The organism is Nocardiopsis sp. CNT312, from assembly GCF_000515115.1.
Classification (GTDB): Bacteria; Actinomycetota; Actinomycetes; order Streptosporangiales; family Streptosporangiaceae; genus Nocardiopsis.
This window is the reverse complement of record NZ_AZXF01000015.1, coordinates 109,645-133,948: the sequence shown is the minus strand read 5'-3', so window position 1 is coordinate 133,948 and position 24,304 is coordinate 109,645. Positions and strand designations below refer to the sequence as shown.

The following is a 24,304-nucleotide window of genomic DNA, read 5'->3' as shown; positions in this document are numbered from 1 at the left end:
GGGAGAGGCCCCGTCCCGCCGACCGGCGCAAGAAGTTCCACAAACCTCCCCTTTCGGGTACCGTTACCTGAGCGTGACCCCTTAGGCTCAGCGGCCACACCCCGCGCGAGCACACACCCGACGCCGGCGGTCACGGCCGAGCCCTCGCCCCACCCGGGGCCCGCACCACGAACGCGCCCTGCCGCGCCACCCGCAGGAGCGCCCACAGCATCGGCCGCACACCCCGTCGCCACCTTCTGCGAGGACCACCGTGGGCCCACACACCGACACACACCACACCGCCGCACAACCGCCAGCCGAACCCCGCCCCGCCCCCGGGCCCCGCCAGACCGCCACGCGCAAACGCAGAAGACGCACCGCCGCCATCACCGCCACCGCAGCGGGCGCCGCCCTCCTACTCGGCGGCACCGCCACCGCCGCCGTCGTCCTCACCGACCCCGGACAGGCCACCAGCGCCACCCTGGTCCCCGAGGCCGACCCCGACCCCCTCACCAGCGCCGCCTCGCCCGACACCGACACCGCCCAACAAGCACGGCAGGCCACCGAACAGGCCCACCAGAGCGCCAGCGCCCAAGGCCCCGCACTGCCTCCCGCCGAACCCGACCCAGCCCCCGCCGCCGACGGCGGGGGAGAGGACCTCCAGCCCACCGGCCAAGACGGCACCTGCCAGGCCTCCCACTACGGCGCCGAACTCGCCGGCTCGGCCACCGCCAACGGCGAGACCTTCGACCCCAGCGACCTGACCGCCGCCCACAAGACCCTGCCCTTCAACACCATGGTCCAGGTCACCAACACCGGCACCGGCGCCTCCGTCACCGTACGCATCAACGACCGCGGCCCCTTCATCAGCGGACGCTGCCTCGACCTGTCCACCACCGCCTTCGAACAGATCTTCCCCATCTCCGCCGGGGTGGGCACCGTCGACTGGCAGGTCGTCGGCTGACCGGACCCGCCACCGCAGTGCGGCGCCCCGCCTTTGGGAGAAGAGGCGGGGCGCCGCACTGCGTCCACACCCCCGCACCGGTCGCCCCGACGTGGCACAATCCCTCCCACCACACCACCACCAGGAGGGCCTGCGCGTTGTTTCGCACCACCACCGGCTGGGTCGTCTCACCCAGCGACCTCGTCGACACCCTGGAGTGCGACCACCGCAGCGCCCTCAAAGCTGCCCTGGCCACCCACACCCCCGGAGCCCCCGCACCCCAGGACATCGACCCCCTCATCGCCCAGCACGGCCACGACCACGAACACACCGAACTCGACCGCCTCACCTCGTTGCTGGGCCCCGACCTAGTCCACATCAGCCCACCCGAACCCGACGACGCCTCCCTGACCCAAGCCGCCAAAGCCACCACCGCCGCCATGGACGCTGGCGCCCCCGCCATCTACCAGGGCTGCTTCCACCACCCCCTCACTGACACCGTCGCCTTCCACGGCCGCGCCGACTTCCTCATCCGCTCCGACCTCGACCCCGACACCGGACGGCCCCGCCCCGACCACGAGGGCCCCCACACCTACGAACCCTGGGACACCAAACTCGCCCACCGCCCCGGCCCCGGCGCCGTCGTCCAACTCACCGCCTACGCCCACGCCACCGGCCACGCCACCGGCCGCACCCCCGCACACATGCACCTGCTCACCGGCGACGGCCGCACCCACACCCTGCCCACCCACGACTTCCTCCCCGTCCTGGACCGCCTCACCCAGCGCCTCACCACCCGCCTGGCCCGCCCCCCGGCGCTGCCCACCCCCGCCTGGGGCCAGCCCCGACCCGCCTGCGAGGGCTGCGGCTACGCCGCCTGGTGCGGCCAAGGGCGCACCGCCGCCCGCCACCTGTCCCTGGTCGCCGGCCTGCGCACCGACCAGGCCGCCAAACTCACCACCGCCGGAGTGCACACCATCGACGCCCTGGCCGCAGCCCGCGACGACCAGCGCCCCGCCACCCTGCCCCAGCGCACCTTCGACCAACTGCGCGCCCAAGCCGCCCTCCAGGTCCGCCAGGACACCACCCGCACCCCCGCCGACCCCCAGGGCACCGTCACCGCCGAAGTGTTCGCCCCCGACGGCCTGGCGAGCCTGCCCGCCCCCAGCCCCGGCGACCTCTTCTTCGACATGGAGGGCTACCCCTACCACTCACGCGACGACAGCCGCGGCCTGGAATACCTCTTCGGCGCCACCACCGAGGACGAACACGGCCACGAGACCTTCCACGCCTTCTGGGCCCACGACCGCGCCCAGGAGAAACAGGCCCTGGAGGACTTCGTCGACTTCGCATGCCGCCGCATCGACACTGACGAGAACGCCCACCTCTACCACTACGCCTCATACGAGGCCGACCGCCTCAAACACCTCAGCTCCGCATACGCCACCCGCGAGGAAGAGGTCAACCGCCTCCTGCGCGAGAACCGCCTCATCGACCTGTACACCGTCGTCCGCAAGAGCCTGCGCGTCTCCCAGCGCTCCTACTCCATCAAATACCTCGAACCCCTCTACCTGCCCGCCACCCGCAGCGGCGGCGTCACCACCGCCACCTCCTCCATCGACGCCTACGCCGCCTACCAGGCCGCCCACCGCCGCGGCGACCACCGCACCGCCACCCGCATCCTGGACGACATCGCCGCCTACAACCGCGACGACTGCCACTCCACCGCCCGCCTGCGCGACTGGCTCGAAGAGCACCGCACCCGCCAGGGCATCACCGGCCGTCCCCCGACCCAGATCGAACTCACCGAGGACGACGCCGAACGCGCCCGCACCCGCGCCGAGAAACAGGCCCGCCTGGACGCCCTCACCCGCCCCCTGCTCTCCGACGTCCCCGCCGCCCCGGCCGACCGCGACGACGACGCCCGCACACGCGCCACACTCGCCGCCCTTGTGGGCTACTACCAGCGCGAGAACCTCCCGCCCTGGCGCGAGCACTACCGCCGCACCAGCGCACCCCTGACCGACCTGGAGACCGACACCGACTGCGCCGTCCCCTGGCACGTCCGCACGGGGGAGTGGATCCCACCCGCCGGCCGCCAGCGCAAGGCCCGCCGTGAGATCACCATGCGCCTGGACACCGCCCGCCCCCACCCCTTCACCCCCGGCCAAGACGTCCACCTGCTCTACCCCGCCGCCCCCGGGCAGAACGCCACCACCACCCAGGCCACCATCACCGACACCGACGCCGACACCCTCACCCTCACCGAGACCGGCGACCCCGACACCACCACCTCCCGGCCCCCCACCGCCGTGCTACCCGGCGCCCCCGTCAACCCCCGCCCCAAGGACGGCGCCCTCGAACTCACCGCGCGCGCCGCCGTGGACACCCTCCCCGACTGGCCCCACCACCCCGGCCTGGACCTCCTGCGCCGCACCCCGCCCCGCCTCACCCACGGCGGCCCCCTCCCCACAGCCGCCGACCACGGCGGCGACCCCATCGCCGCCGCCCTGGCCGCAGCCGACGCCCTCGACCACTCCTACCTCGCCGTCCAGGGCCCGCCCGGCGCCGGCAAGACCTACCTGGCCGCCCAACTCATCACCCACCTGGCCCGTCAGGGCCGCACCATCGGCGTCTGCTCCACCAGCCACAAAGCCGTCGAGAACCTCATGCACGCCGCCCTGGACACCGCCACCGCCGCCCACGTCGACCTGCCCGCCGCCAAACGCGCCAAGAACACCAAGAAGGACACCACCGAACCCGCACCGCCCTGGGACCAGCCCGCCACCCCCCAGGCCCTGGCCCGCTGGCGCACCCAGCACACCGCCCAAGGCCACCCCACACTCATCGGCGGCACCGCCTGGGCCATGACCAACGCCGCCATGGTCGCCGACCCCCTCGACGTCCTCATCATCGACGAAGCCGGACAGTTCGCCCTCGCCGACACCCTCGCCGTCTCCGCAGCCGCCCACAACCTCGTCCTGCTCGGCGACCCCCGCCAACTGCCGCAGGTCGTCCAGGGCACCCACGGCGAAGGCGCCGACGCCTCAGCCCTTCAACACCTCATGGGCACCGCACCCCTCATCGACCCCGCACGCGGCTACTTCCTCGACCAGACCCGCCGCATGCACCCCGACGTCTGCCAGGCCGTCTCCGACCTGTCCTACCAAGGACGCCTGCACGCCCACCCCACCACCGCCCAGCGCACCCTCACCGGCACCCCACCCGGCATCTACACCCACCCCGTCACCCACACCGGCCGCACCACCCACAGCCCCGAAGAGACCGACGCCGTCGTCGCCCTTGCCCGCACCCTCACCACCCACCGCCTCACCGACGGCCCCGACCACGCCCCGCGCCCCCTCACCGGCGCCGACATCCTCGTCGTCGCCCCCTACAACCTCCAAGTACGCGCCCTACGCCGAGCCCTGGCCCACGCCGCCCGCACCACCCCCGCGTTGGAGGGCGTCCGCGTGGGCACCGTCGACCGCTTCCAGGGCCAAGAGGCCGCCGCAGTCATCTGCTCCATGACCGCCTCCAACGCCGCCGACACCACCCGCGGCCCCGCCTTCGTCCTGGACCGCAACCGCCTCAACGTCGCCCTCTCCCGCGCCCGCCTCCTGGCCGTCCTCACCTACTCGCCCGACCTGCTCGCCACCACACCCCGCACCGTCGACGAACTGCGCCTGCTCGCCGGCTTCACCCGCCTGACCGCCGGCGCCCGACCCTGGCCCCACACCTGACCCCCGGCCGGTCCCACCCACCGGCACCGGTGGAGTACGTTTTAACCAATTAACCAACGCGCCCCGGCCGCGGGCGCACCCACCCGACCCCGGACCGCCACACGCTCCGAAAGGCACCAACGGCCCCCGTGTCTGACCGTCCTCCCGCACCCAGCGGCGGCCACAACACCCGCCACCCCACCGGCATCCGCGTCGTCCTGGCCCTGCTGGCCCTGGCCGCACTCGCCCTGGGACCCACCGGCTACCTCATGGGACTGCGCGCCGTCGACCACGACGGCTCGGCCGCCGAATGGTTCACCCTCGCCTTCGCCGCCGCCGTCGGCCTGCCCTTCCTCGCCGCCGCCGTCGCCACCGTCGCCGGAGACCGCCGCGGCGCCCTGTGGTCCCTGACCCTCCTGGCCTGGCCCGTGGTGTTCGTGTCGGCCCTGCACCTGACCGGCTGGGGCCGGTAACCTGCCCACCACCGCCCCAGGCCAGGAGGACCACCCGTGCCCGACCACCCCCCCTCCCGCGCCGAGGAGGCAGCCCCGACCCGCCCGCGCCGCACCCCCCTCGTCATCAAGGACCCGCCCGACCGGCGCCTGACCGCACTGTGGATCCTCCTGGGCCTGACCTGGCTCGTCGGCACCCCCGCCAGCCTGGCCGCCCTACTGTTCCACACCATGGACGCCGCCCTCGACACAGCCGACTCCCTCACCGCGCTACGCACCTCCCTGGCCGCCCTGCTCCTGACCGGCCTGGCCCTGCCCGCCTGCGCCGCCGCCACCGCCGCCCTCCTCCGCCGCCCGGTCCCCGCCCTGCTCTTCACCACCGCCCTGGCCCTGACCGCCACCCCCCTCCTGCTCACTGTCGCCCCCGCCGAACTGTGGGCCGCCCTGACCACCGACCTCACCCCCTGAACCCGTGCACACCCCAGAGACCACCGACCTGCCCGCCCCCGTCCTCCAACGCCTGGAGGACACCGGCGCCACCGCCCTCATCGACATCCGCACCCTGCACCAGGTCCGCGAACGCTTCGACACCGAACAGGCCCACACCCTAGGCCGCTACCTGGCCGGCGCCCAGTCGCCCAACACCCTGCGCGCCTACCGCACCGACTGGACCACCTTCACCGCCTGGTGCCTGACCCAGAACCGCCGCTCCCTGCCCGCCGACCCCGTCGACGTCGCCGTCTACCTCGCCACCTGCGCCGCCGCACGCACCCCCGACGACACCGGCTGGGCCCTGGCACCGGCCACCCTGGAACGCCGCAGCGCCGCCATCGCTGCCGTCCACGCCGCCCACGGCCTGCCCGCCCCCACCCGCGCCGACGTCGTACGCATGACCCTGCGCGGCATCCGCCGTACCCGCAAGGCCCGCCCCGCACGCAAGAACCCCGTCGACCTGCCCACCCTCGAAGCCCTCCTGGCCGTACGCCCCCCCGACACCCACCCCACCCGCCCCGCACGCCGACGCGACACGGTCCTGCTCCTGACCGGCTTCGCCGGCGCTCTGCGCCGCACCGAACTGGCCGCCCTCACCCTGGACGACCTGCGGATACACACCGACACCACCACCGGCGCCCCCGCCCTGCTCGTCCGCATCACCCACTCCAAGACCGACCAGGACGGCCGCCACGCACCCACCGTCGCCCTGCCGCGGGGACGCCACCGCGCCACCTGCCCCGTGTGCGCCCTCGCCGACTGGACCGACCAGCTCACCCACACCGCCCACGACCAGCCGCCCACGACCGCCCACCGCTGCCAGGACCTGGACGCCGTCCCCCTCGCCGACGGCACCGGCCGCCCCCTGCTGCCCACCATCGACCGCCACGGCCGCGTCTCCACCCGCCCCATGTCCGGACGCGCCGTCGGCGAAGTCGTCAAACGCTACGCCCGCCGCGCCGGCCTGGACCCCGACGCCTTCGGCGGCCACTCCCTGCGCGCCGGCTTCGCCACCCAGGCCGCCCTGTCCGGAGCCACCGACCGCGAGATCATGCGCCAGGGCCGCTGGACCAACCCGCGCACCGTCCACGACTACATCCGCACCGCCAACCCCCTCGACGACAACGCCGTCACCCGCCTGGGCCTGTGAGGGGCCAAGCACTCACAGCGGGCCACGCCGCGACCACACCCGCATATCAGATCGCCAACGAAACCTCCGATCGAACGCAAAAAAGTACGTTAACGTTCGATCCACCGCTGACCAGTACATTAGGTTTGTTCGTGTCGAGAAAGGGGACGGTCTCATGGTCGACGAGTTTCGCGCCGCATTCCAGGAGCTGATTGACGCCTCCGTCGCCACCGACCCCCAACACTTCCCCCCGGCGGTACGCAAGGTCTACACCCTCGCCGCGCAGATCCCCGTGGACGAACGCGAACTCGCCCTCGAAGCCCTCAGCCCCCTCATCTCCGGCAACCACGCCGCCCCCGGCATCCTCGCCGACCTCTCCGTCATCGCCGGCGCCCTCGTCGAAATGGGCACCGACCCCGGCCCCACCGGCGTCGAGATCCTCCACCGCCTGCGCTCCATGGGCCGCGGCGCCATCGTCTTCGCCCGCGCCTGGGAACACACCGGCCCCGACGCACCCCCCGACCCCGACAGCGTCACCGCCCAGGCCGAGGAACGCGTCGCCGCCGACCTGGGCACCGACGCCCCCGGAGCCACCATGTGCTGGTGGACCATCCGCCGCCACGGCCTGGCCGCGCGCACCATGCTCGGCCACACCAGCGTGCGCAGCCACATCAGACGCGACCCCGCCCTGCACGCCGAACTCGTCGCCATCGCCAACCAGCTCAGCGCCCACCTGCCCGAATTCGACGACATCCGCGCCCTGCTGCGCATGGCCGAGGCCACCAACGCCCTGGTCCTGGACCGCGCCTCGCGCCGTGCCTTCCGCGTCCTCTTCGACGGCATCGGCGACAACTTCCAACTCCACACCCTGCTCGCCGACGCCCTCATCGGCCCCGACGGCCAGGGCCTGGAGGGAGACCCCCCCGACCCGCGCTGGAGCGCCGCCTACCGCGACGGCGACGTCCACCCCCAGGCCCGCACCGTCCGCGGATGGTGGAACCTGGTCGCCCACGACGGCACGTGGGTGTGGAACGAGGGCATGCCCGCCGAGATCCCCTCACTGGAGGGCGAACGCGTCCTCATCCTCGACGAACAGCCCTACCCCCGCTCCTGGAACGCCGGACGCCGCCACAGCCACGTGCACGGCTGGCTGGAGGTGGAATCGGAACTTCCCGGCGAGGAGGCCGCCCAGTGGTGGCGGCGCATCGCCCCTTCCGAACCCGCCCTCCCCTTCCAGGACCCCACCCCGCTGCCCGAACCCGTCGCCTGGACCGCCGCGCCCGAACCGGCCGCACCCGTACCGCTGCCCGAGCCCGAAGCGGCCCCCGAACCGCACCCCGTCCCCGAACCGGACACCACCCTCATCCCCGCGGTGCCCGCCGAGGACGAACCCGGTCGGCACCACCCCCACGGCTCAACGTTCCTGCCGCCCATGCCCAAGGACGTCTCCCGCAGCTCCTCCTGGGGCCCCACCTGGCGCTGAACCCGCACCCAGCACGCGGCCGCCGCACCCCACGGGTACGGCGGCCCACAGACGAGGCAGCGAGCGGGACCTATCCGACCGCGTGCCGCCCTCCCGGCACGGAGGACGCGCCCGTGGAACGGCGGCCCTCGCCGTCGCCCTCCTCGTAGAGGCCCTCGAAGTACTCCTCCGTGGTCACCTCCTCGTCCTCCTCCTCACCCCGCCAGCGCGCACCCGAGAACACCGGTGCCACCAGCACCACCACCAGCGGGACGAACACCCCCAGCGGAAGCAGCTCCAGAGCCCCCTCCACACCGGGAAGCGACTCCGGCAGGCGCTCCAACAGGTCCGCCCGCACCAGCGACAGCGCACTGATCCCGCCCACCACCAGGGCCGAGACCAGCGCCGCCATCGGCGTCAGCCGCGAGGGGACCACCAACAGAGCCACCACCAGCCCCACACCGGCCAGGCCCACCAGCGCCACCGGAGCGGACCCCTCCCACACCGGCGCACCGGAGGCGTACACGCCTTTGAGGCGGGGGAGGACCCACCCGCAGGCGAGCACCAGCACAGGGCCCAGAATCAGACCGAATAGGAAGCCGACAACATGTCGCACGGGGGTGCTCCTCTCAACGGTTGGGTGCACCCTAGCGTCAAAAAGCCGCAACAGCACGCAAATCCACCCGATGCGCCCACCGCGTCACCGCACGCCACCTCCCGCGGCCCCGGCCACTCACCGGCAGCACCCCCACAACACACCCGAACCACCACCAAAACCCCACCGCCAGCACATAAAGTCGCAACACTGCTACGTTCTGCACCCACAACACGCACACACCACCCACGTGGGGACAGCAGACATGACCACCACCCTCGACCACATTCTCGACCTCTACCGCACCCACCGCGACGCCCTCGCCCGCCTACGCCAGGCCCAACGCCACCACCACCGCACCGCCGACCCCGCCATGACCCCCCAACTCGACGACATCGAAGCCGAGATCACCTACCTCCTCATCCGCCACCACACCCCCCGCAACGTCGTCGAGATCGGCACCTACTACGGCTGGTCCACCACCTGGATCCTCTCTGCCCTGCGCGACAACGGCACCGGACACCTCCACTCCTTCGACATCGTCGACCACGCCCCCCGCCACGTCCCCCACGACCTGGCCGCCACCCGCTGGACCTTCACCAAAGGCGACGTGCGCACCAACACCCACCTGCTGCCCTCACCCACCGACTACCTGTTCATCGACGCCGCCCACAACGGCCGCTTCGCCCGCTGGTACACCCGCGACCTCCTGCCCACACTCGCCCCCCGCACCCCCGTCAGCGTCCACGACGTCTTCCACCAGCGCCGCACCCTGCCCTTCACCGAAGGCGCCGTCGTCCTCAACTGGCTCACCGCCCACACCACCGACTACTTCACCGCCTCCGCCGCTCGCGCACCCCACCACCACCAGGCCATCACCGACCTCAAAAAGGAACTCGGCCTGCACACCCCCGTACACACCCCCGGGCGCAACCCCATGATCTACTTCCACACCCCCCAGCCCACCCCGAACCGCACCACCACCGCCCCCCACACCACCCGCACCGTCTGACCCCGCACAACACCAAGGGCGGTGCCACGCACCGCCCCCTATACCGAACCGCCCACCACTACCCGTCCCCGCCCTCCACCAGCGCACCACCACCCGAACCCAACCCGCGCCGCGCCTCACGCACCGACACCACATCAGCCGCATCCGCCAAGATCGCCGCGAAGTTCTCCGGTTGATCCAAACTCACCATGTGCCCCGCCCTCGGCACATTCACCAACCGCCCGTCCGCGCACGCCTCGAAGAACTGCTTCTCATGGATCCGAAAATGGTCCCGAGAACCGTTGATCAACCACACCGGCCCCGGATACGCCCGCAACGCCGCCAACGCGTCCAGCTCCGAGATCTCATCGATCACCGACGTCGCCGCCTCCACGGCCAGGCCCCCGTCCAACACCGCCTCCGCCGCACCCTCACGCAGCATCAACCGGTGAAACCGCTCATTGACCGCCGCACCCTTGTCCGGCAACCGATCCATCAGCACCGACGGAATCCGGTACACCTGCGCCAACGACTGCGCCGGCTTGGCCGTACAACTGGCCGCCACCAGACCCGCCACCCGCCCCGGCGCCGCCCCAGCCGCCGCGATCGAGACGAACCCCCCCAGACTCAACCCCACCAACAGGGCACGGCCCCCCACCCCGTCGATCGCGGCCAGCACCGCATCCACCGCCGAACCCACCGAGAACGCCTCACCCCGACGCGACCCGTGCCCCGGCAGATCCAGCGCCACCGCCGTCCGCCCCTGAGCGCGCAACGCCTCCACCTGCGGACGCCACATACTGCCCGACACGCGCAGCCCGTGCACCAACACGACCGGAACACCCATCACAGACCCCTCACCCCCCGAACCGCACCGTCACCGGAGCATGATCCGACCACCGCTCACCATGAGCGGCCGCCCGCTCTACCCGGGCCGACACCGCACGGGCCGCCAACCCCGGCGTCGCCACCTGGTAGTCGATCCGCCAACCCGTGTCATTGTCGAACGCACGCCCACGATAGGACCACCACGTGTACGGCCCCTCCCGATCGGGAAACAGCGAACGAACGACGTCCACATATCCCGCCTCACCGAACACCCGCGACAACCACGCACGCTCCTGCGGCAGAAAACCCGAACTCCTCCGGTTCCCACGCCAGTTCCGCAGGTCCGCCTCCCGATGCGCAATGTTCCAGTCACCGCACACCACCAGCTCACGCCCCCGCGCCTCCACCTGCCCCCGGCGCTGCACCAGATACGGCAGGAAAGCGTCCATGAACCGCTCCTTCTCCTCCTGGCGCGGCGTCCCCACCTCACCCGAGGGCAGATACAGGCTCGCCACCGTCACCGCCCCCAGATCCACCTCCACATACCGGCCCGCCTCGGCGAACTCCGCCGCACCGAACCCCACCCGCACCGCGTCGGGCTCCGCACGCGAATACACCGCCACCCCCGCACGGCCCTTCGCCGCCGCCGGAGCCAGCACCACATGCCACCCCGCAGGAGCCACCACCTCCTGAGACAACTGCTCCCGCTCCGCCCGCGTCTCCTGAAGACACACCACATCCGCGCTCGTGGACCCCAGCCACGACACGAACCCCGGATCCTTGCGCGCGGCGGCACGCAAACCGTTCACATTGACCGTCGACACCACGAAACCATCACTCACCCGCCCAGCCTAGCCAGCGCCCTCCGCCCCCGGAGCCCTCTCACCTCCACCCGCCAACCGCCGCACCACCCCATAGGTACGGTTCACCCCCGCCGCCTCCCGCTGCGCCCGCGCCGTCACCTCGATATAGGCCTGCGACGAGGCCACCGACGCGTGCCCCAGCAAGCGCATGATCTCACTCACCGACGCCCCGTCCTCAGCCAACCGCGTCGCGAACGTGTGCCGCAGCGCGTGCACCAACGTCCCCCGCACCACCCGGTCGTGCACCCCCGCGTGCCGATAGCACTGGCGCACCAGATACTGCAACCCGCCCCGGCGCAGCCCCTGCCCACGCCGGTCCACCCACAACGGATCCTCGCCCCGCACCGCACCGAACCGCTCCCGCCGCGACACCAGATACGCCTCCAACAGCGCCTCCAACGGCACCTCGATCGGCAGAACCCGCTCCCCGCCGCCCTTGCCCACCACACGGATCCGCCGCTCCCCGGGCCGGCCCCCCACCGAATCCACCCGCAGCGCCAACATCTCCGCCGAACGCATCCCCGTCAGCAGCGCCAGCGCCAACACCGCCAGGTCCCGCTCCGGCCACGGATCACGCCCCCGACGCGCCCCCCGCGCCAACGCCTCCAACAACCGCTCCGGCGTGTCCTCGCCCATCAACGGCTTGGGTCCCGAGGGCCGCACCCGCGGCCGCGGCACCGCAGGCATCGGATTGCCCCCCACCACACCCTCCGACACCCAGAACCCGAAGAACCCGTTCCACGTCGACCACGCACGCACCACACTCGACGCCGCCCGATCCGCCGCGAACTCCGCGAACGCCGCCCGGAGCACCGACGCGTCCAACACCCCCACCGCCACCTCCTGCACACCGCACCCGAGCACCCGCGCCACACACTCCAGCACCCCGCGCAGATCCCGCCGGTAGGCAGCCACCGTGTGCGCGGAGGGCTTGGCCGCCCCCCGCGCCACCAGATAGCGCTCCACCGCCTCCAACGCCACCAGTTCAGCACCCATGCCCACAGCATCCCCGAAACCCCGACCCGTCCCTACCACCGGGGCAGCGGGGCAGGGCCGCGCACGAAAAACAGCGCCCCTCAGCGACCGGACTCCGATGGGGCCGCCGACCGGGCGGTGATCGGCTCCAGGGCCGCCTCCACGGCCCGGTGCAGCGTCTCGGCGGCAGCGCCCGCCCGCGAACGCAGGTTGACGCCGTAGGCGAGCAGCACCAGCACGTCGGCGTAGGCGCCGGGGTCGACCCCGGCAGCGAGCTGGCCCTGCTCCTCGGCCGCGGCCAAGGCTGTGTGCATCGCCTCCCACAGCTCCTGGTGATGCCGTTCCAGGACGGCGCGGACCCCGGGCTCGGAGCTCTCGGCACCCAGGTGCGCGTTGGAGACCATGCACCCCCAGCGGGCGTACTCACCCGAGCAGCGCGCTTGGACCAGTCCGGAGAAGAACTCGGCCACGCTCGACAGCCCGCAGCCCTCCCCGGTGAGAGAGCGCAGCATCGGCTGGGACCGCAGTTCGAGATAGCGGTGCAGGGCCGCGAGATAGAGCTCCTGCTTGCCGCCGAACGTCGCGTACAGACTGGACCGGTTCAGCCCGGTCGCGGCCACCACGTCCTGGATCCCGGTCGCATCCGCTCCCCGGCGCCAGAACAGGTGCGCCACGGTCTCCAGAACGGCGTCGGGATCGAAGTGCTTGACGTCCGGCACGGCTCGCCCCCCGTCAACTTGATGCGGACTCCACGGTAATTCGCACCCGCCGCGGCACCACAAGCCGACGAACGGCACGCGCGGGACACGAGGGTTCCGGTCCCGGGCTCATGGCAGTGTAGTCGCCCCTCCCGCTCTTCGCTCCGCACGGCTTGGCACGGGCCCGCCTCATACCCTATCTTGGAATGAGCGTTCCAAGATAGGGGGCGCGAACACCACCGGGAAGGAACCCAACACCATGACCACCCTCAACACCGAACTGCGCAACTTCTACGAAGCACGACAGCAGGACATCCCCGCCGAAATCCGCGAGATCATGCACAGAGCCAACCGAGAACTCGCCGACTCGGGCCAAGCAGACCACGCGCTGGCAGTCGGAGCCCAGGCCCCACCCTTCAGCCTTCCCTCCGCCACCGGACACACCGTCTCCCTGACCAGCCTCCTGGCCGAGGGGCCGGTCGTCCTGACCTTCTACCGCGGCGCCTGGTGCCCCTACTGCAACATGGCCCTACGCTCCCTCCAGCAGCACCACGACGCCATCACCGCACGCGGCGCCCACCTCGTGGCCGTCTCCCCGCAAATCCCCGACGAGTCCCTCACCCTCACCGAGAAACACGACCTGGCCTTCGACGTCCTCAGCGACATCGGCTCCGACACCGCCAGGCAGTACGGGCTGGCCTTCGACCTTCCCGACGACCTCGCGGCCGTCTACGACAAGTTCGGCTTCGACCTCCAGCGCGTCAACGACGGCCACCCCCGGACCCTGCCCCTGCCCGCCACCTACGTCATCGACAGGAACGGCACCGTCCGCTGGGCCTTCACCGACACCGACTACACCACCCGCGCCGAACCGACCGACATCATCGCCGCCCTCGACACCCTCCACTAGCGAGCACCCGCACGGGCTGAGCGATGCCGAGCACGAAGCGCCGTTCACCACGGACCGGCCGGCCACGGGTATCCAAAGAAGCGGCACACCCACCCCGAGGACTGCGGGGCCCGAGCAAGACCGGGCCCCGCAGTCCTCCCCACCACCCAGAGCCCAGCCGCCCCCGGACACACCCCCTCACCCGCCCAGAGCCTCCCGCACCCCCCGAACGACCTCCACGTCCTCACGCGCACGCACCACCAACGTGCGCACCCGCGCACCCGCCGCACTCACCTCACACTCACCCTCCACCTGCGCGTTGACCCTCCCGTCCACGCCCACACCCAGAAAACCCAACCCCTCCGCGGCCAGCGCCCGCACCCGCGCCGACCCCTCACCCACACCCCCGGTGAACACCAGCACCTCCAACCCGCCCAGCGCCGCCGCCATCGCCGCCACCTGCGCCCGCAACCGGTGCACGTACACCCCCAGCGCCAGCCCGGCCCCACCGTCACCGGACGCCTCGCGCTCCACCACCCGCCGCATGTCCGCCGTCCCCGCCAGCGCCACCAGACCCGACGCGTGCTCCAACTCCCACCCCACCCGCTCGGCCGACATCCCGCAGTGCTCGACCAGCCACACCACCATCCCCGGATCCACACTGCCCGACCGGGTCGCCATCACCAGACCCTCCACCGGCGTGAACCCCATCGTGGTATCCACACACCGCCCCCCGAGCACCGCCGCCAGCGACGCACCCGCCCCCAGATGCGCCACCACCACACGCCCACCGCCCACCCACTCCGCCGCCCGACGCGAAGCGTAGGCGTGCGAGAGCCCGTGGAACCCGTACCGGCGCACCCCCCACCGCTCCGGAACCGCGTACGTGGCCGCCTCCCGCGGCAGCGTCGCATGGAAGGCCGTGTCGAAACACGCCACCGCCGGCACCCCCGGCAGCAGCCGCCCCACCGACGCGATCCCCGCCAGCGCCGCCTCCTGGTGCAGCGGCGCCAACCCCACCAGAGACTCCAGGTACTCCACCACCCCGCCGTCCACCACCGCGGGACGAACCAGGTCAGGGCCCCCGTGCACCACCCGGTGGCCCACCGCGTCCACCTCCGGCAGAGACGCCAGCGCCCCCTCCACCGCCGCCTCGTCCCACCCACCGGCCCGAACCGGCACCGACCGCTCCCACACCACGGCCTCGCGCCCCTCGACCACACTCAGCTTCACACTGCTCGACCCCGCGTTGACCACCAGAACCCGCATCAGTACGGCCACACCCACTCCCGCACCCCCTCGGGGTCCTGGCCGTACTCGCGCGTATGGGCCCGCGCCCGCAGACGCGCGTCCACCATCCGCTGGCGCACGTGCCCCGCGCTGCGCGCCAGCGCCTCCACCCGGTCGATCACGTCGATCACCAGGTGGTACCGGTCCAGGTCGTTGAGCATCACCATGTCGAAGGGCGTCGTCGTGGTGCCCTCCTCCTTGTACCCCCGCACGTGCAGGTTCGCGTGGCCCCGCCGCCGGTAGGCCAGCCGGTGCACCAGCCACGGGTACCCGTGGAAGGCGAAGACCACCGGCCGGTCCGTGGTGAACAACGCCTCGTACTCGGCATCGCTCAACCCGTGCGGGTGCTCACTGGCCGGCTGCAACCGCATCAGGTCCACCACATTCACCACCCGCACCCGCAGACTCGGAAACAACTCCCGCAGCAAAGCCGCGGCCGCCACCGTCTCCAGCGTCGGCACGTCACCCGCACACGCCAGCACCACGTCCGGATCGCCGCCGCCCTCGGTACTGGCCCACTCCCAGATCCCGAGCCCGCGCGTGCAGTGCGCCACCGCCTCCTCCATCGACAGGTAGTCCAGCGACGGCTGCTTGCCCGCCACCACCACGTTCACGTAGTCACGCGAGCGCAGGCAGTGGTCGGCCACCGACAGCAGCGTGTTCGCGTCCGGCGGCAGGTACACCCGCACCAGCTCCGCCGGCTTGTTCATCACCACATCCAAAAACCCCGGATCCTGGTGCGTGAACCCGTTGTGGTCCTGACGCCACACATGCGACGTCAACAAGTAGTTCAACGACGCGATCGGCCGCCGCCACGGCAGCGCCCGCGAAGCCTTCAACCACTTAGCGTGCTGGTTGAACATCGCGTCCACGATGTGCACGAACGCCTCGTAGCAACTGAACAGACCGTGCCGCCCCGTCAGCAGATACCCCTCCAGCCAGCCCTGGCACAGGTGCTCACTGAGCACCTCCATCACCTGCCCGTGCCGCCCCAAGTGCTCATCGGTGCCCTCCAACCCCTCCTGCCACACCCGATCGGTGGCCTCGAACACCGCCGCCAACCGGTTCGAGGCCGTCTCGTCCGGCCCCACCAGACGGAACGACCCCTCGTTGGCCCGCGCCACATCCCGCAGAAAACCCCCCAGCACCCGGGTCGGCTCACTGACACCCGTACCGGGACCGCCCACCTTCACGGCGTAGTCGCGAAAGTCCGGCAGCACCAGGTCCCGCACCAGCAGACCGCCGTTGGCGTGCGGCGACGCACTCATCCGCCGACCGGCCCCCGGCACCGCCGACCGCACCACCGCCACCGGTGCCCCGTCTCCGCCGAACAGCTCCCCGGGCCGGTAGGAACGCATCCACCGCTCCAGCATCCGCAGATGGGCGGCCTCGGTGCGCACCCCCGCCAACGGCACCTGGTGCGCGCGCCACGTCCCCTCCACCGGAACACCGTCCACCTCGCGCGGGCCCGTCCACCCCTTGGGGGAGCGCAGCACCACCAGCGGCCACACCGGGCGCCGCGAAGCCCGGCCCGAGCGTGCCGCCCCCTGGATGTCGGCGATCATGCCCATCGCCTCGTCCAGCACCCGCGCCATCCGCCCGTGCATGACCGCAGGATCGTCCCCCGACACCGTCAGCGGCCGGTACCCCAGCCCCTCGAAGAACAGCTCCAGCTCCCGCTCGGGGATGCGCGCCAGCACCGTCGGGTTGGAGATCTTGTACCCGTTCAGGTGCAGGATCGGCAGCACCGCGCCGTCGCGCACCGGGTCCAGGAACGAGGTGGCGTGCCAGCTCGCCGCCAGCGGCCCCGTCTCCGCCTCCCCGTCGCCCACCACACACGCCACCACCAGCTCCGGGTTGTCCAGAGCCGCGCCGTGCGCGTGCGCCAGCGAGTACCCCAGCTCGCCGCCCTCGTGGATCGATCCAGGCGTCTCCGGGGCCGCATGGCTGGGCACGCCGCCGGGGAAGGAGAACTGGCGGAACAGCCGCCGCATCCCCGCCTCGTCCTGGGACACCTGCCGGTACACCTCGCTGTAGGTGCCCTCCAGCCAGGCGTTGGCCACCGCCGCCGGACCGCCGTGGCCGGGCCCCATCACGTACATCATCTCCGTGCCGCGCTCCCGGATGACCCGGTTGAGGTGGGCGTAGCAGAAGTTCAGCCCCGGACAGGTGCCCCAGTGCCCCAGCAGCCGGGGCTTGACGTGTTCGGGGAGCAGCTCCGTACGCAGCAGCGGGTTGTCCATCAGGTAGATCTGCCCGACCGACAGGTAGTTCGCCGCCCGCCAGTAGGCGTCGACGCGTTCGAGTTCATCCTGTTCCAGGGCCATGGCGGCCCTCCTCCCCGATGGTTCGTCGTCCGTGCGGCGGCGCGGGGGCAGGACCGGGTGCTGCGCGGGGGAGGCCTCGCCAACGGCCACCGTAGCCGCCGGTCGGGGCGCGTTCCAGAGGACGTGCCGCGACCACGCAGCGACAAAGGATGACTGCTTTGAGCGACTTTCCCGTGCCTTCGTGTCCCGACCACCACCTGCGGACCACGCGGGCCGGGGGAGCGGGGCCCGGGAAGGGCGCGCGGGAGCCGGGGGAGCGGGGCCGGGGAGAACCGGCAACCACACCACGGCCCGGGACTGCCGAAACCACGGTGAGAGGACAGATAACCCGCTGGTAGCCCAGGCGTTCCCGTCGTCACACGTACAGGCCGCCCCGGGCGCCCGCCGAGGTCCGACGGGCTCCCGGGGCGTGCCTACCGTTCGCGCGGGTGGAGACGGAAGAGGTAGGCGGCGGCCGGGTGGGTATAGGCGGTGCCCCTGCCTGAGGCGTGGAGCTGTTCGCGGGTCGGATGGGGCGGGCGCTTGGGCCGCAGGTAGCGGTCGAGGCCGTCGGTGGTGAGGCGGTAGCGGCCGGAGCTGTGGTGCAGGACCGCGGCGAGCCGGTAGCGGGGGTCGAGGCGGGCGAGGCCAGCGTCGGCGTGGCTGTTGTTGGCCAGGAGCCAGCCCTCCGGGCGCAGGCAGCGGGTGGCGTGTTCGGAGACGGGGCCCGCATACAGGGAGATCACCAGATCCCACTCGGCCGCGGGCAGTTCCGCGAGGGTACGGGTGTAGTCGCCCGGCACGAACGCGATGCGGGGTTTCTCCGGGTAGCGCTTGTGCCGGGTGGCCAGGCTGAGGGCGCTGGGGCCCTGGAAGGCCTTGCGGGCGCGGGTGTCGGCGTCGAGGTAGGTAACGTCGGGCCAGATGTGGGAGGGGGCGAGATCGAGGTAGCTGCCGGGATACAGGACGCGGCGCGCCCCGGTGTGGGCGGCCACGGCCTGGTAGAGAGCGGCACGGGAACCGAAGTGGCCGCCGACGCGGTCGATGTAGTCGGTGAAGTCTCGTTCGGGCACGGAGTGTTCCCGTGGGGGTGTCGGGGCCGTCAGGCCAGGCGGGCGAAGTGGATGGTGTCGGCGGGACCGCAGCCGATGGCCACGGTGCCGTACTGGGCGGCGGTGTCGTCCACAGGATGCCTCCGGAGGGACTCGGCAAGATCGAATGACCGACGGTCATACTAAGTCCCCGACCCTCTTCCGCCGCGTCGTCGCCGCTCACCCACGCCGCGCTCCGTGCTCTCAGAAATGAGCAGTTCTGGGAGCACGGCCACCCTTGCGTCCACGCGGGCATCCAGTCCGGCCGCGCCCAGGGGGAGCAGTCCTGCTACCGGCTGGTGCGCCGGAGTCTTTGCCTGGGAAGAGCCACCCACGGATTGCTTGCTCCCTCGCCGGAGCTTCGGGATCCCTGCGCCACAACACGCACAAGACATCAAAGACCCACAAAATCATGCATAACATCATTTATGCATCAAACGGGGCAGCGGAAGCGAGGCCCCACACGGGGGGACCAAGCACAGAACCGCCCCGGACCAGGCACCCCGGCGCAGGCCAGCCGCGCGCACGACCACACCGCGGCACCGTCGGCGAAGCACAAGGCACCGAAGAACCACGGTCCCGCCGCAACCACCCGGCGTGACGGCAGTCGGAAGCCACGGCAACACGCGGCGACGTCCGGACCGGCCGCCGCCGACCCGCAAGCCCCTACCCCGCAGGCACTCCCACAAAGCCGATAATGCACATTATGTCAAGTAGAGCACTGCGCGGAGCCCACCGCACCGTTTTAACACCCGCACCGGATACCGGAATGTATACGAAACCCACCAACACACCCCACGAAACAGCCCCCCACCAGCCTCCTACAAGACCCCTTGACCCCCACCCCAGAGACGGACACACATGGCACGCACACGCCGAGGCGCCCTCACCGCGGCCACCACCGCACTCCTCCTGCTCACCACCGCCTGCGGCGGCGCCACCACAGACGGCACCGACGGCGACACCGTCACCGTCGGCATGCTCCACTCCCTGTCCGGCACCATGGCCATCAGCGAGGTCACCGTCCGCGACTCCGTCCAACTCGCCATCGACGAGATCAACGCCGACGGAGGCGTCCTCGGCCACCAGATCGAACCCGTCATCGAAGACGGCGCCTCCGACGAGGCCACCTTCGCCGAACGCGCCGAGAAACTCCTGCAGTCCGACGACGCCGTCACCGTCTTCGGCGGCTGGACCTCCGCCTCCCGCAAGGCCATGCTCCCCGTCTTCGAACGCAACAACGGCCTGCTCTGGTACCCCGTCCAATACGAAGGCCTCGAAGCCTCCGACAACATCGTCTACACCGGCGCCACCACCAACCAGCAGATCATCCCCGCCCTGGACTACCTGCGCGAACAGGGCCACACCAGCCTCTACCTCGTCGGCAGCGACTACGTCTTCCCCCGCACCGCCAACCAGATCATCAACGCCTACGCCCAAGCCCACGACATGGAGATCACCGCCGAGGAGTACACCCCCCTCGGCCACACCGAATACTCCACCATCACCAACGACATCGCCCGCACCGAACCCGACGCCGTCTTCAACACCCTCAACGGCGACTCCAACGTCAGCTTCTTCCAGCAGTTGCGCTCAGCCGGCGTCACCCCCGACGACACCCCCGTCCTGAGCGTCAGCATCGCCGAAGAAGAGGTCGAGGGCATCGGCGCCGACAACATCGCCGGCCACCTCACAGCCTGGAACTACTACCAGAGCACCCAGACCGACGCCAACACCGGTTTCGTCGAAGCCTTCACCGACACCTACGGCGCCGACCGCGTCACCTCCGACCCCATGCAGTCCGCCTACAACGCCGTCTACCTCTGGAAGGCCGCCGTCGAGGAAGCCGACAGCTTCGAGGTCGACGACGTCCGCGCCGCCCTCGACGGCATCACCATCGACGCCCCCGAAGGCACCATCACCCTCGACGGCGACACCCAGCACGTCATCAAGACCGCACGCATCGGACAGATCAACGACGACGGCCTCATCGACGAGATCTGGACCTCCCCCGAACCCATCACCCCCGACCCCTACCTGACCGGTTACGACTGGGCCGCCGACCTCACCGGCTGACCCCGCCCTCACCCCGGCGGCCGGGACAGGAGTCCCGGCCGCCCCACCCCCGGAAAGGAGCCGCGGTGGACGCCCTCATCACCCAACTCCCCGTCGGCCTGGCCATCGGCGCCGTCCTCCTGCTCGCCGCGCTCGGCCTCAACTTCACCTTCGGCCAAATGGGCGTCATCAACATGGCCCACGGCGAGTTCATCATGATCGGCGCCTACACCGCCTACGTCCTGCACGCCTGGATCGGCGTCAACCCCGCCTACTCCCTCATCGTCGCCCTCCCCGTCGCCTTCGCCGTCACCGGCACCCTGGGCTGGCTCCTCGAACTCGGCCTCATCCGCCACTTCTACGGACGCCCCCTCGACACCCTCCTGCTCACCTTCGGCATCGGCATGATCCTCCAACAGGCCGCCCGCGACACCTTCGGCGCACCCAACGTCGACGTACCCGCACCCCCCTGGCTCACCGAAGGCATCACCCTCGGCGACATCCGCATCCACTACGCACGCCTGTTCATCCTCACCCTGGCCCTGACCGCCGTCGCCGCCATCGCCTACTACCTCAACCGCTCCCGCCAGGGCCGCCAGATGCGCGCCGTCATCCACAACCGCGACCTCGCCGCCGTCACCGGCATCAACACCCGCAGAGTCGACGCCACCACCTTCTTCATCGGCTCCGGACTCGCCGGCATCGCCGGGGTCGCCCTCACCCTCACCGGCCCCACTGGCCCCACCCTAGGCACCAACTACATCGTCGACGCCTTCCTCGTCGTCGTCATCGGCGGCCTGGGCCAACTCCGCGGCACCGTCATCGCCGCCTTCGCCCTGGGCATGCTCAACGCCACCGTCGAAGCCTGGACCGACGCCTCCCTAGCCAAACTCATCGCCTTCACCGCCATCGTCGCCCTCCTCCAGGCCCGACCCCAAGGACTGTTCACCGTCAAGACAAGGGCGCTCACGTGACCACCACCGCCCCCGCACTCCTCACCCGCCTGCGCGGCCCCCTCACCTTCCTCGCCCTCATCGCCGCCGCACTCCTCCTCCTGCCCCTCCTGCTGGAACCCTTCCGCCTCAACCTCTTCGCCCAGTACCTGTGCTACGCCATCGTCGCCCTGGGCATCTCCCTGGCCTGGGGACGCGGCGGCATGCTCACCCTCGGCCACGGCGTCTTCTTCGGCCTGGGCGCCTACGCCATGGGCATGCACCTGACCCTGGCCAGCACCGCCGCCGACCCCCTCAACACCACCGGCCTCCCCCAGTTCATGGTCTGGTCCGGCCTCACCGAACTCCCCTGGTTCTGGAAGCCCTTCACCCACCCCGCCACCGCCATCGCCGCCGCCGTCCTCGTCCCCGGAGCCGCCGCCGCACTCCTGGGCTGGTCGGTGTTCCGCCAACGCGTACGCGGCGCCTACTTCGCCATCCTCAACCAGGCTCTGGCCGCCGCCTTCGTCATCTTCCTCATCGGCCAACAACACCTCACCGGCGGCACCAACGGACTCACCAACTTCCCCGTCTTCGCCGGACACAGCCTCTACTCCCCCACCGCCCAGACCACCCTCTACACCATCACCGTCCTCACACTCGCTGCCATCTACCTCCTCTTCCGCCACGTCAACAACAGCCGCTACGGCAAACTCCTCATCGCCATCCGCGACGCCGAAGACCGCGTCCGCTACCTCGGCTACAACCCCACCTGGGCCAAAACCCTCGCCTACGCCCTCTCCGCCATGGCCGCCGGCATCGGAGGAGCACTCTTCGTCCCCATCATGGGCATCATCTCCCCCTCCCTCATCGGCGTCATCCCCTCGATCATGATGGTCCTCGCCGTCGCCATCGGCGGACGCTACTCCCTCGCCGGAGCCGCCACCGGAGCCGTCCTCATCAACGCCGCCGAGACCACCTTCGCCGAAACCTTCGCCAGCGGCTGGATCTACCTCCAAGGCGCCCTGTTCGTCCTCGTCATCGCCCTGGCCCCCCACGGACTCGCCGGCCTGACCCGACAAGCCGCCACCGCACTCACCCGCCCACGCACCCGCACCACACCACCAGCGCCACAGGACACCACCACAGGAAGCCCCGCATGAGCCTGCTCACCATCGACACCCTCACCGTCACCTTCGGCGACTTCACCGCCCTCGACCACGTCGACCTCCATCTCGACGAAGGCCAACTCCTCTTCCTCATCGGCCCCAACGGCGCAGGCAAAACCACCCTCATCGACACCATCACCGGCCGCACACGCCCCACCCACGGAACCATCACCTTCAACGGCCACACCCTCAACAAACGCAGCGAACACCAGATCGTGCGCGCCGGAATCGGCCGCACCTTCCAGACCAGCGCCGTCTTCGAAGAACTCACCGTCGCCGACAACGTCGACCTCGCCGCCAGCGCCCGCCTCCGCCCCTGGCAACTCCTGCGACGCCGCCGCACCCTCCCACCCGACGTCATCCGCCACCTCGATCGCGTCGGCCTCACCGACCACGCCGACCGCCCCGCCGCCACCCTCTCCCACGGCCAACGCCAATGGCTCGAAATCGCCATGCTCCTGGCCCAGAACCCACGCCTGCTCCTGCTCGACGAACCCGTCGCCGGCATGAGCGCCGACGAACGCACCCGCACCGGCGCACTCCTCACCGAGATCGCCGCCGACCACACCATCATCGTCATCGAACACGACATGGACTTCCTGCGCCGCTACGCCGACCAGGTCACCGTCCTCCACGAAGGACGCATCCTCACCCACGGCGACGTCACCACCGTCCAGAACGACCCCCGCGTCCAAGAGGTCTACCTCGGCCGCACCCCACAGAAAGCCACCCCATGACCACACCCCACCTGACCCTCACCAACCTCAACGCCGGCTACGGCCGCGCCCAAGTCCTCTTCGACATCAACCTCACCATCACCACCGGCACCATCGCCTGCGTCATGGGACGCAACGGCGTCGGCAAAACCACCCTCCTCAACACCATCGCCGGACTCATCACCCCCACCCACGGCACCATCACCCACAACGGCACCGACATCACCACACAACCACCCCACACCCGCATCCACGGCGGCATCGCCTACGCCCCCCAAGGCCACGAGACCTTCGCCCCCCTCACCGTCGCCGAGAACCTCGCCCTCGCCCACCACGCCACCAAACGCGGCCCCACCCACCTCATCGACCACGCCCTCGACCGCTTCCCCCGCCTCACACCCCTCCTCAACCGCCGCGCCGGCCTCCTCTCCGGCGGCCAAGCACAACAACTCGCCATCGCCCGCGCCCTCGTGGCCCGCCCCACCCTGCTCATCCTCGACGAACCCACCGAAGGCATCCAACCCTCCATCGTCGAAGAGATCGAGACCGCCATCACCGACATCGCCGCCGAGGGCATCACCGTCCTGCTCGTGGAGCAGTACCTCGACGTCGCCCTACGCCTGGCCGACACCGTCACCGTCCTGGACGCCGGACGCATCATCCACAGCGGCAACCGCGCCGACCTCACCGACACCCAGGCCCACGCCCTCATGGCCATCTGACCCGA

The 24,304-nt window shown here is 71.1% G+C and carries 21 protein-coding genes; 13 read left to right on the top strand and 8 right to left on the bottom strand.

Going from position 1 to position 24,304, the window contains the following annotated elements:
• Window positions 1-250: 250 nt before the first annotated feature.
• The 6 genes from B042_RS26925 to B042_RS0106935 all read left to right on the top strand — a co-directional run bounded on the left by B042_RS26925 (window position 251) and on the right by B042_RS0106935 (window position 8,200).
• Window positions 251-943 (top strand): septal ring lytic transglycosylase RlpA family protein, encoded by a 693-nt coding sequence (locus B042_RS26925; RefSeq protein WP_028647678.1) that lies wholly within the window; start codon window positions 251-253, stop codon window positions 941-943.
• A 137-nt stretch (window positions 944-1,080) separates the two neighbouring features.
• Complete coding sequence (locus tag B042_RS0106955; protein ID WP_028647677.1) at window positions 1,081-4,665, top strand: TM0106 family RecB-like putative nuclease; 3,585 nt, start codon at window positions 1,081-1,083, stop codon at window positions 4,663-4,665.
• 128 nt (window positions 4,666-4,793) lie between these two features.
• On the top strand, window positions 4,794-5,117 hold the full coding sequence (locus B042_RS0106950) for a hypothetical protein (protein WP_028647676.1): 324 nt from the start codon (window positions 4,794-4,796) through the stop codon (window positions 5,115-5,117).
• Window positions 5,118-5,153: 36 nt separating this feature from the next.
• Entirely contained in the window at window positions 5,154-5,564 is a 411-nt protein-coding gene (locus B042_RS22200) for a hypothetical protein (RefSeq protein ID WP_051415516.1), read from the top strand.
• A 4-nt stretch (window positions 5,565-5,568) separates the two neighbouring features.
• Window positions 5,569-6,738 (top strand): site-specific integrase, encoded by a 1,170-nt coding sequence (locus B042_RS0106940; protein ID WP_028647675.1) that lies wholly within the window; start codon window positions 5,569-5,571, stop codon window positions 6,736-6,738.
• Window positions 6,739-6,892: 154 nt separating this feature from the next.
• Window positions 6,893-8,200, top strand: coding sequence for a hypothetical protein (locus B042_RS0106935; RefSeq protein ID WP_028647674.1), 1,308 nt, complete (start codon window positions 6,893-6,895; stop codon window positions 8,198-8,200).
• A 70-nt stretch (window positions 8,201-8,270) separates the two neighbouring features.
• Here B042_RS0106935 and B042_RS0106930 read toward each other — a convergent pair whose 3' ends face one another.
• Window positions 8,271-8,795 carry a hypothetical protein gene (locus B042_RS0106930; protein ID WP_028647673.1) on the bottom strand — a complete coding sequence of 175 codons (525 nt, stop codon included), beginning with the start codon at window positions 8,793-8,795 and terminating at the stop codon, window positions 8,271-8,273.
• 244 nt (window positions 8,796-9,039) lie between these two features.
• Between B042_RS0106930 and B042_RS0106925 the strand changes: the two genes are divergently transcribed.
• A complete protein-coding gene (locus tag B042_RS0106925; protein ID WP_028647672.1) occupies window positions 9,040-9,786 on the top strand; it encodes a class I SAM-dependent methyltransferase in 747 nt (248 codons plus the stop codon).
• A gap of 58 nt (window positions 9,787-9,844) precedes the next feature.
• On the opposite strand, the gene B042_RS0106920 is transcribed toward B042_RS0106925, so the two are convergent.
• The 4 genes from B042_RS0106920 to B042_RS0106905 all read right to left on the bottom strand — a co-directional run bounded on the left by B042_RS0106920 (window position 9,845) and on the right by B042_RS0106905 (window position 13,150).
• Entirely contained in the window at window positions 9,845-10,612 is a 768-nt protein-coding gene (locus B042_RS0106920) for an alpha/beta fold hydrolase (protein ID WP_028647671.1), read from the bottom strand.
• Window positions 10,613-10,622: 10 nt separating this feature from the next.
• On the bottom strand, window positions 10,623-11,435 hold the full coding sequence (locus tag B042_RS0106915) for an exodeoxyribonuclease III (RefSeq protein WP_231493857.1): 813 nt from the start codon (window positions 11,433-11,435) through the stop codon (window positions 10,623-10,625).
• Between the two features lie 9 nt (window positions 11,436-11,444).
• Entirely contained in the window at window positions 11,445-12,452 is a 1,008-nt protein-coding gene (locus B042_RS0106910) for a tyrosine-type recombinase/integrase (RefSeq protein ID WP_028647669.1), read from the bottom strand.
• An 80-nt stretch (window positions 12,453-12,532) separates the two neighbouring features.
• A complete protein-coding gene (locus tag B042_RS0106905; protein ID WP_028647668.1) occupies window positions 12,533-13,150 on the bottom strand; it encodes a TetR/AcrR family transcriptional regulator in 618 nt (205 codons plus the stop codon).
• Window positions 13,151-13,388: 238 nt separating this feature from the next.
• Here B042_RS0106905 and B042_RS0106900 point away from each other — a divergent pair, with 238 nt between their 5' ends.
• Window positions 13,389-14,039, top strand: coding sequence for a peroxiredoxin-like family protein (locus B042_RS0106900; protein ID WP_028647667.1), 651 nt, complete (start codon window positions 13,389-13,391; stop codon window positions 14,037-14,039).
• A gap of 177 nt (window positions 14,040-14,216) precedes the next feature.
• Here B042_RS0106900 and B042_RS0106895 read toward each other — a convergent pair whose 3' ends face one another.
• The 3 genes from B042_RS0106895 to B042_RS0106885 all read right to left on the bottom strand — a co-directional run bounded on the left by B042_RS0106895 (window position 14,217) and on the right by B042_RS0106885 (window position 18,687).
• On the bottom strand, window positions 14,217-15,287 hold the full coding sequence (locus tag B042_RS0106895) for an acetate/propionate family kinase (protein WP_028647666.1): 1,071 nt from the start codon (window positions 15,285-15,287) through the stop codon (window positions 14,217-14,219).
• The gene (locus B042_RS0106890) at window positions 15,287-17,635 is read right to left on the bottom strand and encodes a phosphoketolase (RefSeq protein WP_028647665.1); all 2,349 of its coding nucleotides are present in this window, start codon (window positions 17,633-17,635) and stop codon (window positions 15,287-15,289) included. Before B042_RS0106890 ends, B042_RS0106895 begins: the two co-directional genes overlap by 1 nt.
• Before the next feature lie 413 nt (window positions 17,636-18,048).
• The gene (locus tag B042_RS0106885; RefSeq protein WP_051415515.1) at window positions 18,049-18,687 is read right to left on the bottom strand and encodes a hypothetical protein; all 639 of its coding nucleotides are present in this window, start codon (window positions 18,685-18,687) and stop codon (window positions 18,049-18,051) included.
• Window positions 18,688-19,566: 879 nt separating this feature from the next.
• On the opposite strand from B042_RS0106885, the gene urtA reads away from it, so the two are divergent.
• From urtA to B042_RS0106855, 5 genes are all read left to right on the top strand, one after another.
• Window positions 19,567-20,781: an urea ABC transporter substrate-binding protein gene (urtA, locus tag B042_RS0106875; protein WP_028647663.1), complete on the top strand. Its 1,215-nt coding sequence runs from the start codon at window positions 19,567-19,569 to the stop codon at window positions 20,779-20,781.
• 65 nt (window positions 20,782-20,846) lie between these two features.
• A complete protein-coding gene (urtB, locus tag B042_RS0106870; RefSeq protein ID WP_028647662.1) occupies window positions 20,847-21,734 on the top strand; it encodes an urea ABC transporter permease subunit UrtB in 888 nt (295 codons plus the stop codon).
• Window positions 21,731-22,855, top strand: coding sequence for an urea ABC transporter permease subunit UrtC (urtC, locus tag B042_RS0106865; RefSeq protein ID WP_028647661.1), 1,125 nt, complete (start codon window positions 21,731-21,733; stop codon window positions 22,853-22,855). The genes urtB and urtC overlap by 4 nt, the downstream gene beginning before the upstream one ends.
• Window positions 22,852-23,598: an urea ABC transporter ATP-binding protein UrtD gene (gene urtD / locus B042_RS0106860; protein WP_028647660.1), complete on the top strand. Its 747-nt coding sequence runs from the start codon at window positions 22,852-22,854 to the stop codon at window positions 23,596-23,598. The genes urtC and urtD overlap by 4 nt, the downstream gene beginning before the upstream one ends.
• Window positions 23,595-24,299 (top strand): ATP-binding cassette domain-containing protein, encoded by a 705-nt coding sequence (locus B042_RS0106855; RefSeq protein WP_028647659.1) that lies wholly within the window; start codon window positions 23,595-23,597, stop codon window positions 24,297-24,299. Before urtD ends, B042_RS0106855 begins: the two co-directional genes overlap by 4 nt.
• Window positions 24,300-24,304: the final 5 nt, after the last annotated feature.

Bases quoted from the DNA above. Each gene is read 5' to 3' on its own strand.
- B042_RS0106935 (WP_028647674.1), top strand. From the start codon at position 6,893: ATGGTCGACGAGTTTCGCGCCGCATTCCAGGAGCTGATTGACGCCTCC.
- B042_RS0106925 (WP_028647672.1), top strand. From the start codon at position 9,040: ATGACCACCACCCTCGACCACATTCTCGACCTCTACCGCACCCACCGC.
- B042_RS0106920 (WP_028647671.1), bottom strand. From the start codon at position 10,612: ATGGGTGTTCCGGTCGTGTTGGTGCACGGGCTGCGCGTGTCGGGCAGT.
- B042_RS0106910 (WP_028647669.1), bottom strand. From the start codon at position 12,452: ATGGGTGCTGAACTGGTGGCGTTGGAGGCGGTGGAGCGCTATCTGGTG.
- B042_RS0106900 (WP_028647667.1), top strand. From the start codon at position 13,389: ATGACCACCCTCAACACCGAACTGCGCAACTTCTACGAAGCACGACAG.
- B042_RS0106895 (WP_028647666.1), bottom strand. From the start codon at position 15,287: ATGCGGGTTCTGGTGGTCAACGCGGGGTCGAGCAGTGTGAAGCTGAGT.
- B042_RS0106890 (WP_028647665.1), bottom strand. From the start codon at position 17,635: ATGGCCCTGGAACAGGATGAACTCGAACGCGTCGACGCCTACTGGCGG.
- urtA (WP_028647663.1), top strand. From the start codon at position 19,567: ATGGCACGCACACGCCGAGGCGCCCTCACCGCGGCCACCACCGCACTC.
- urtD (WP_028647660.1), top strand. From the start codon at position 22,852: ATGAGCCTGCTCACCATCGACACCCTCACCGTCACCTTCGGCGACTTC.
- B042_RS0106855 (WP_028647659.1), top strand. From the start codon at position 23,595: ATGACCACACCCCACCTGACCCTCACCAACCTCAACGCCGGCTACGGC.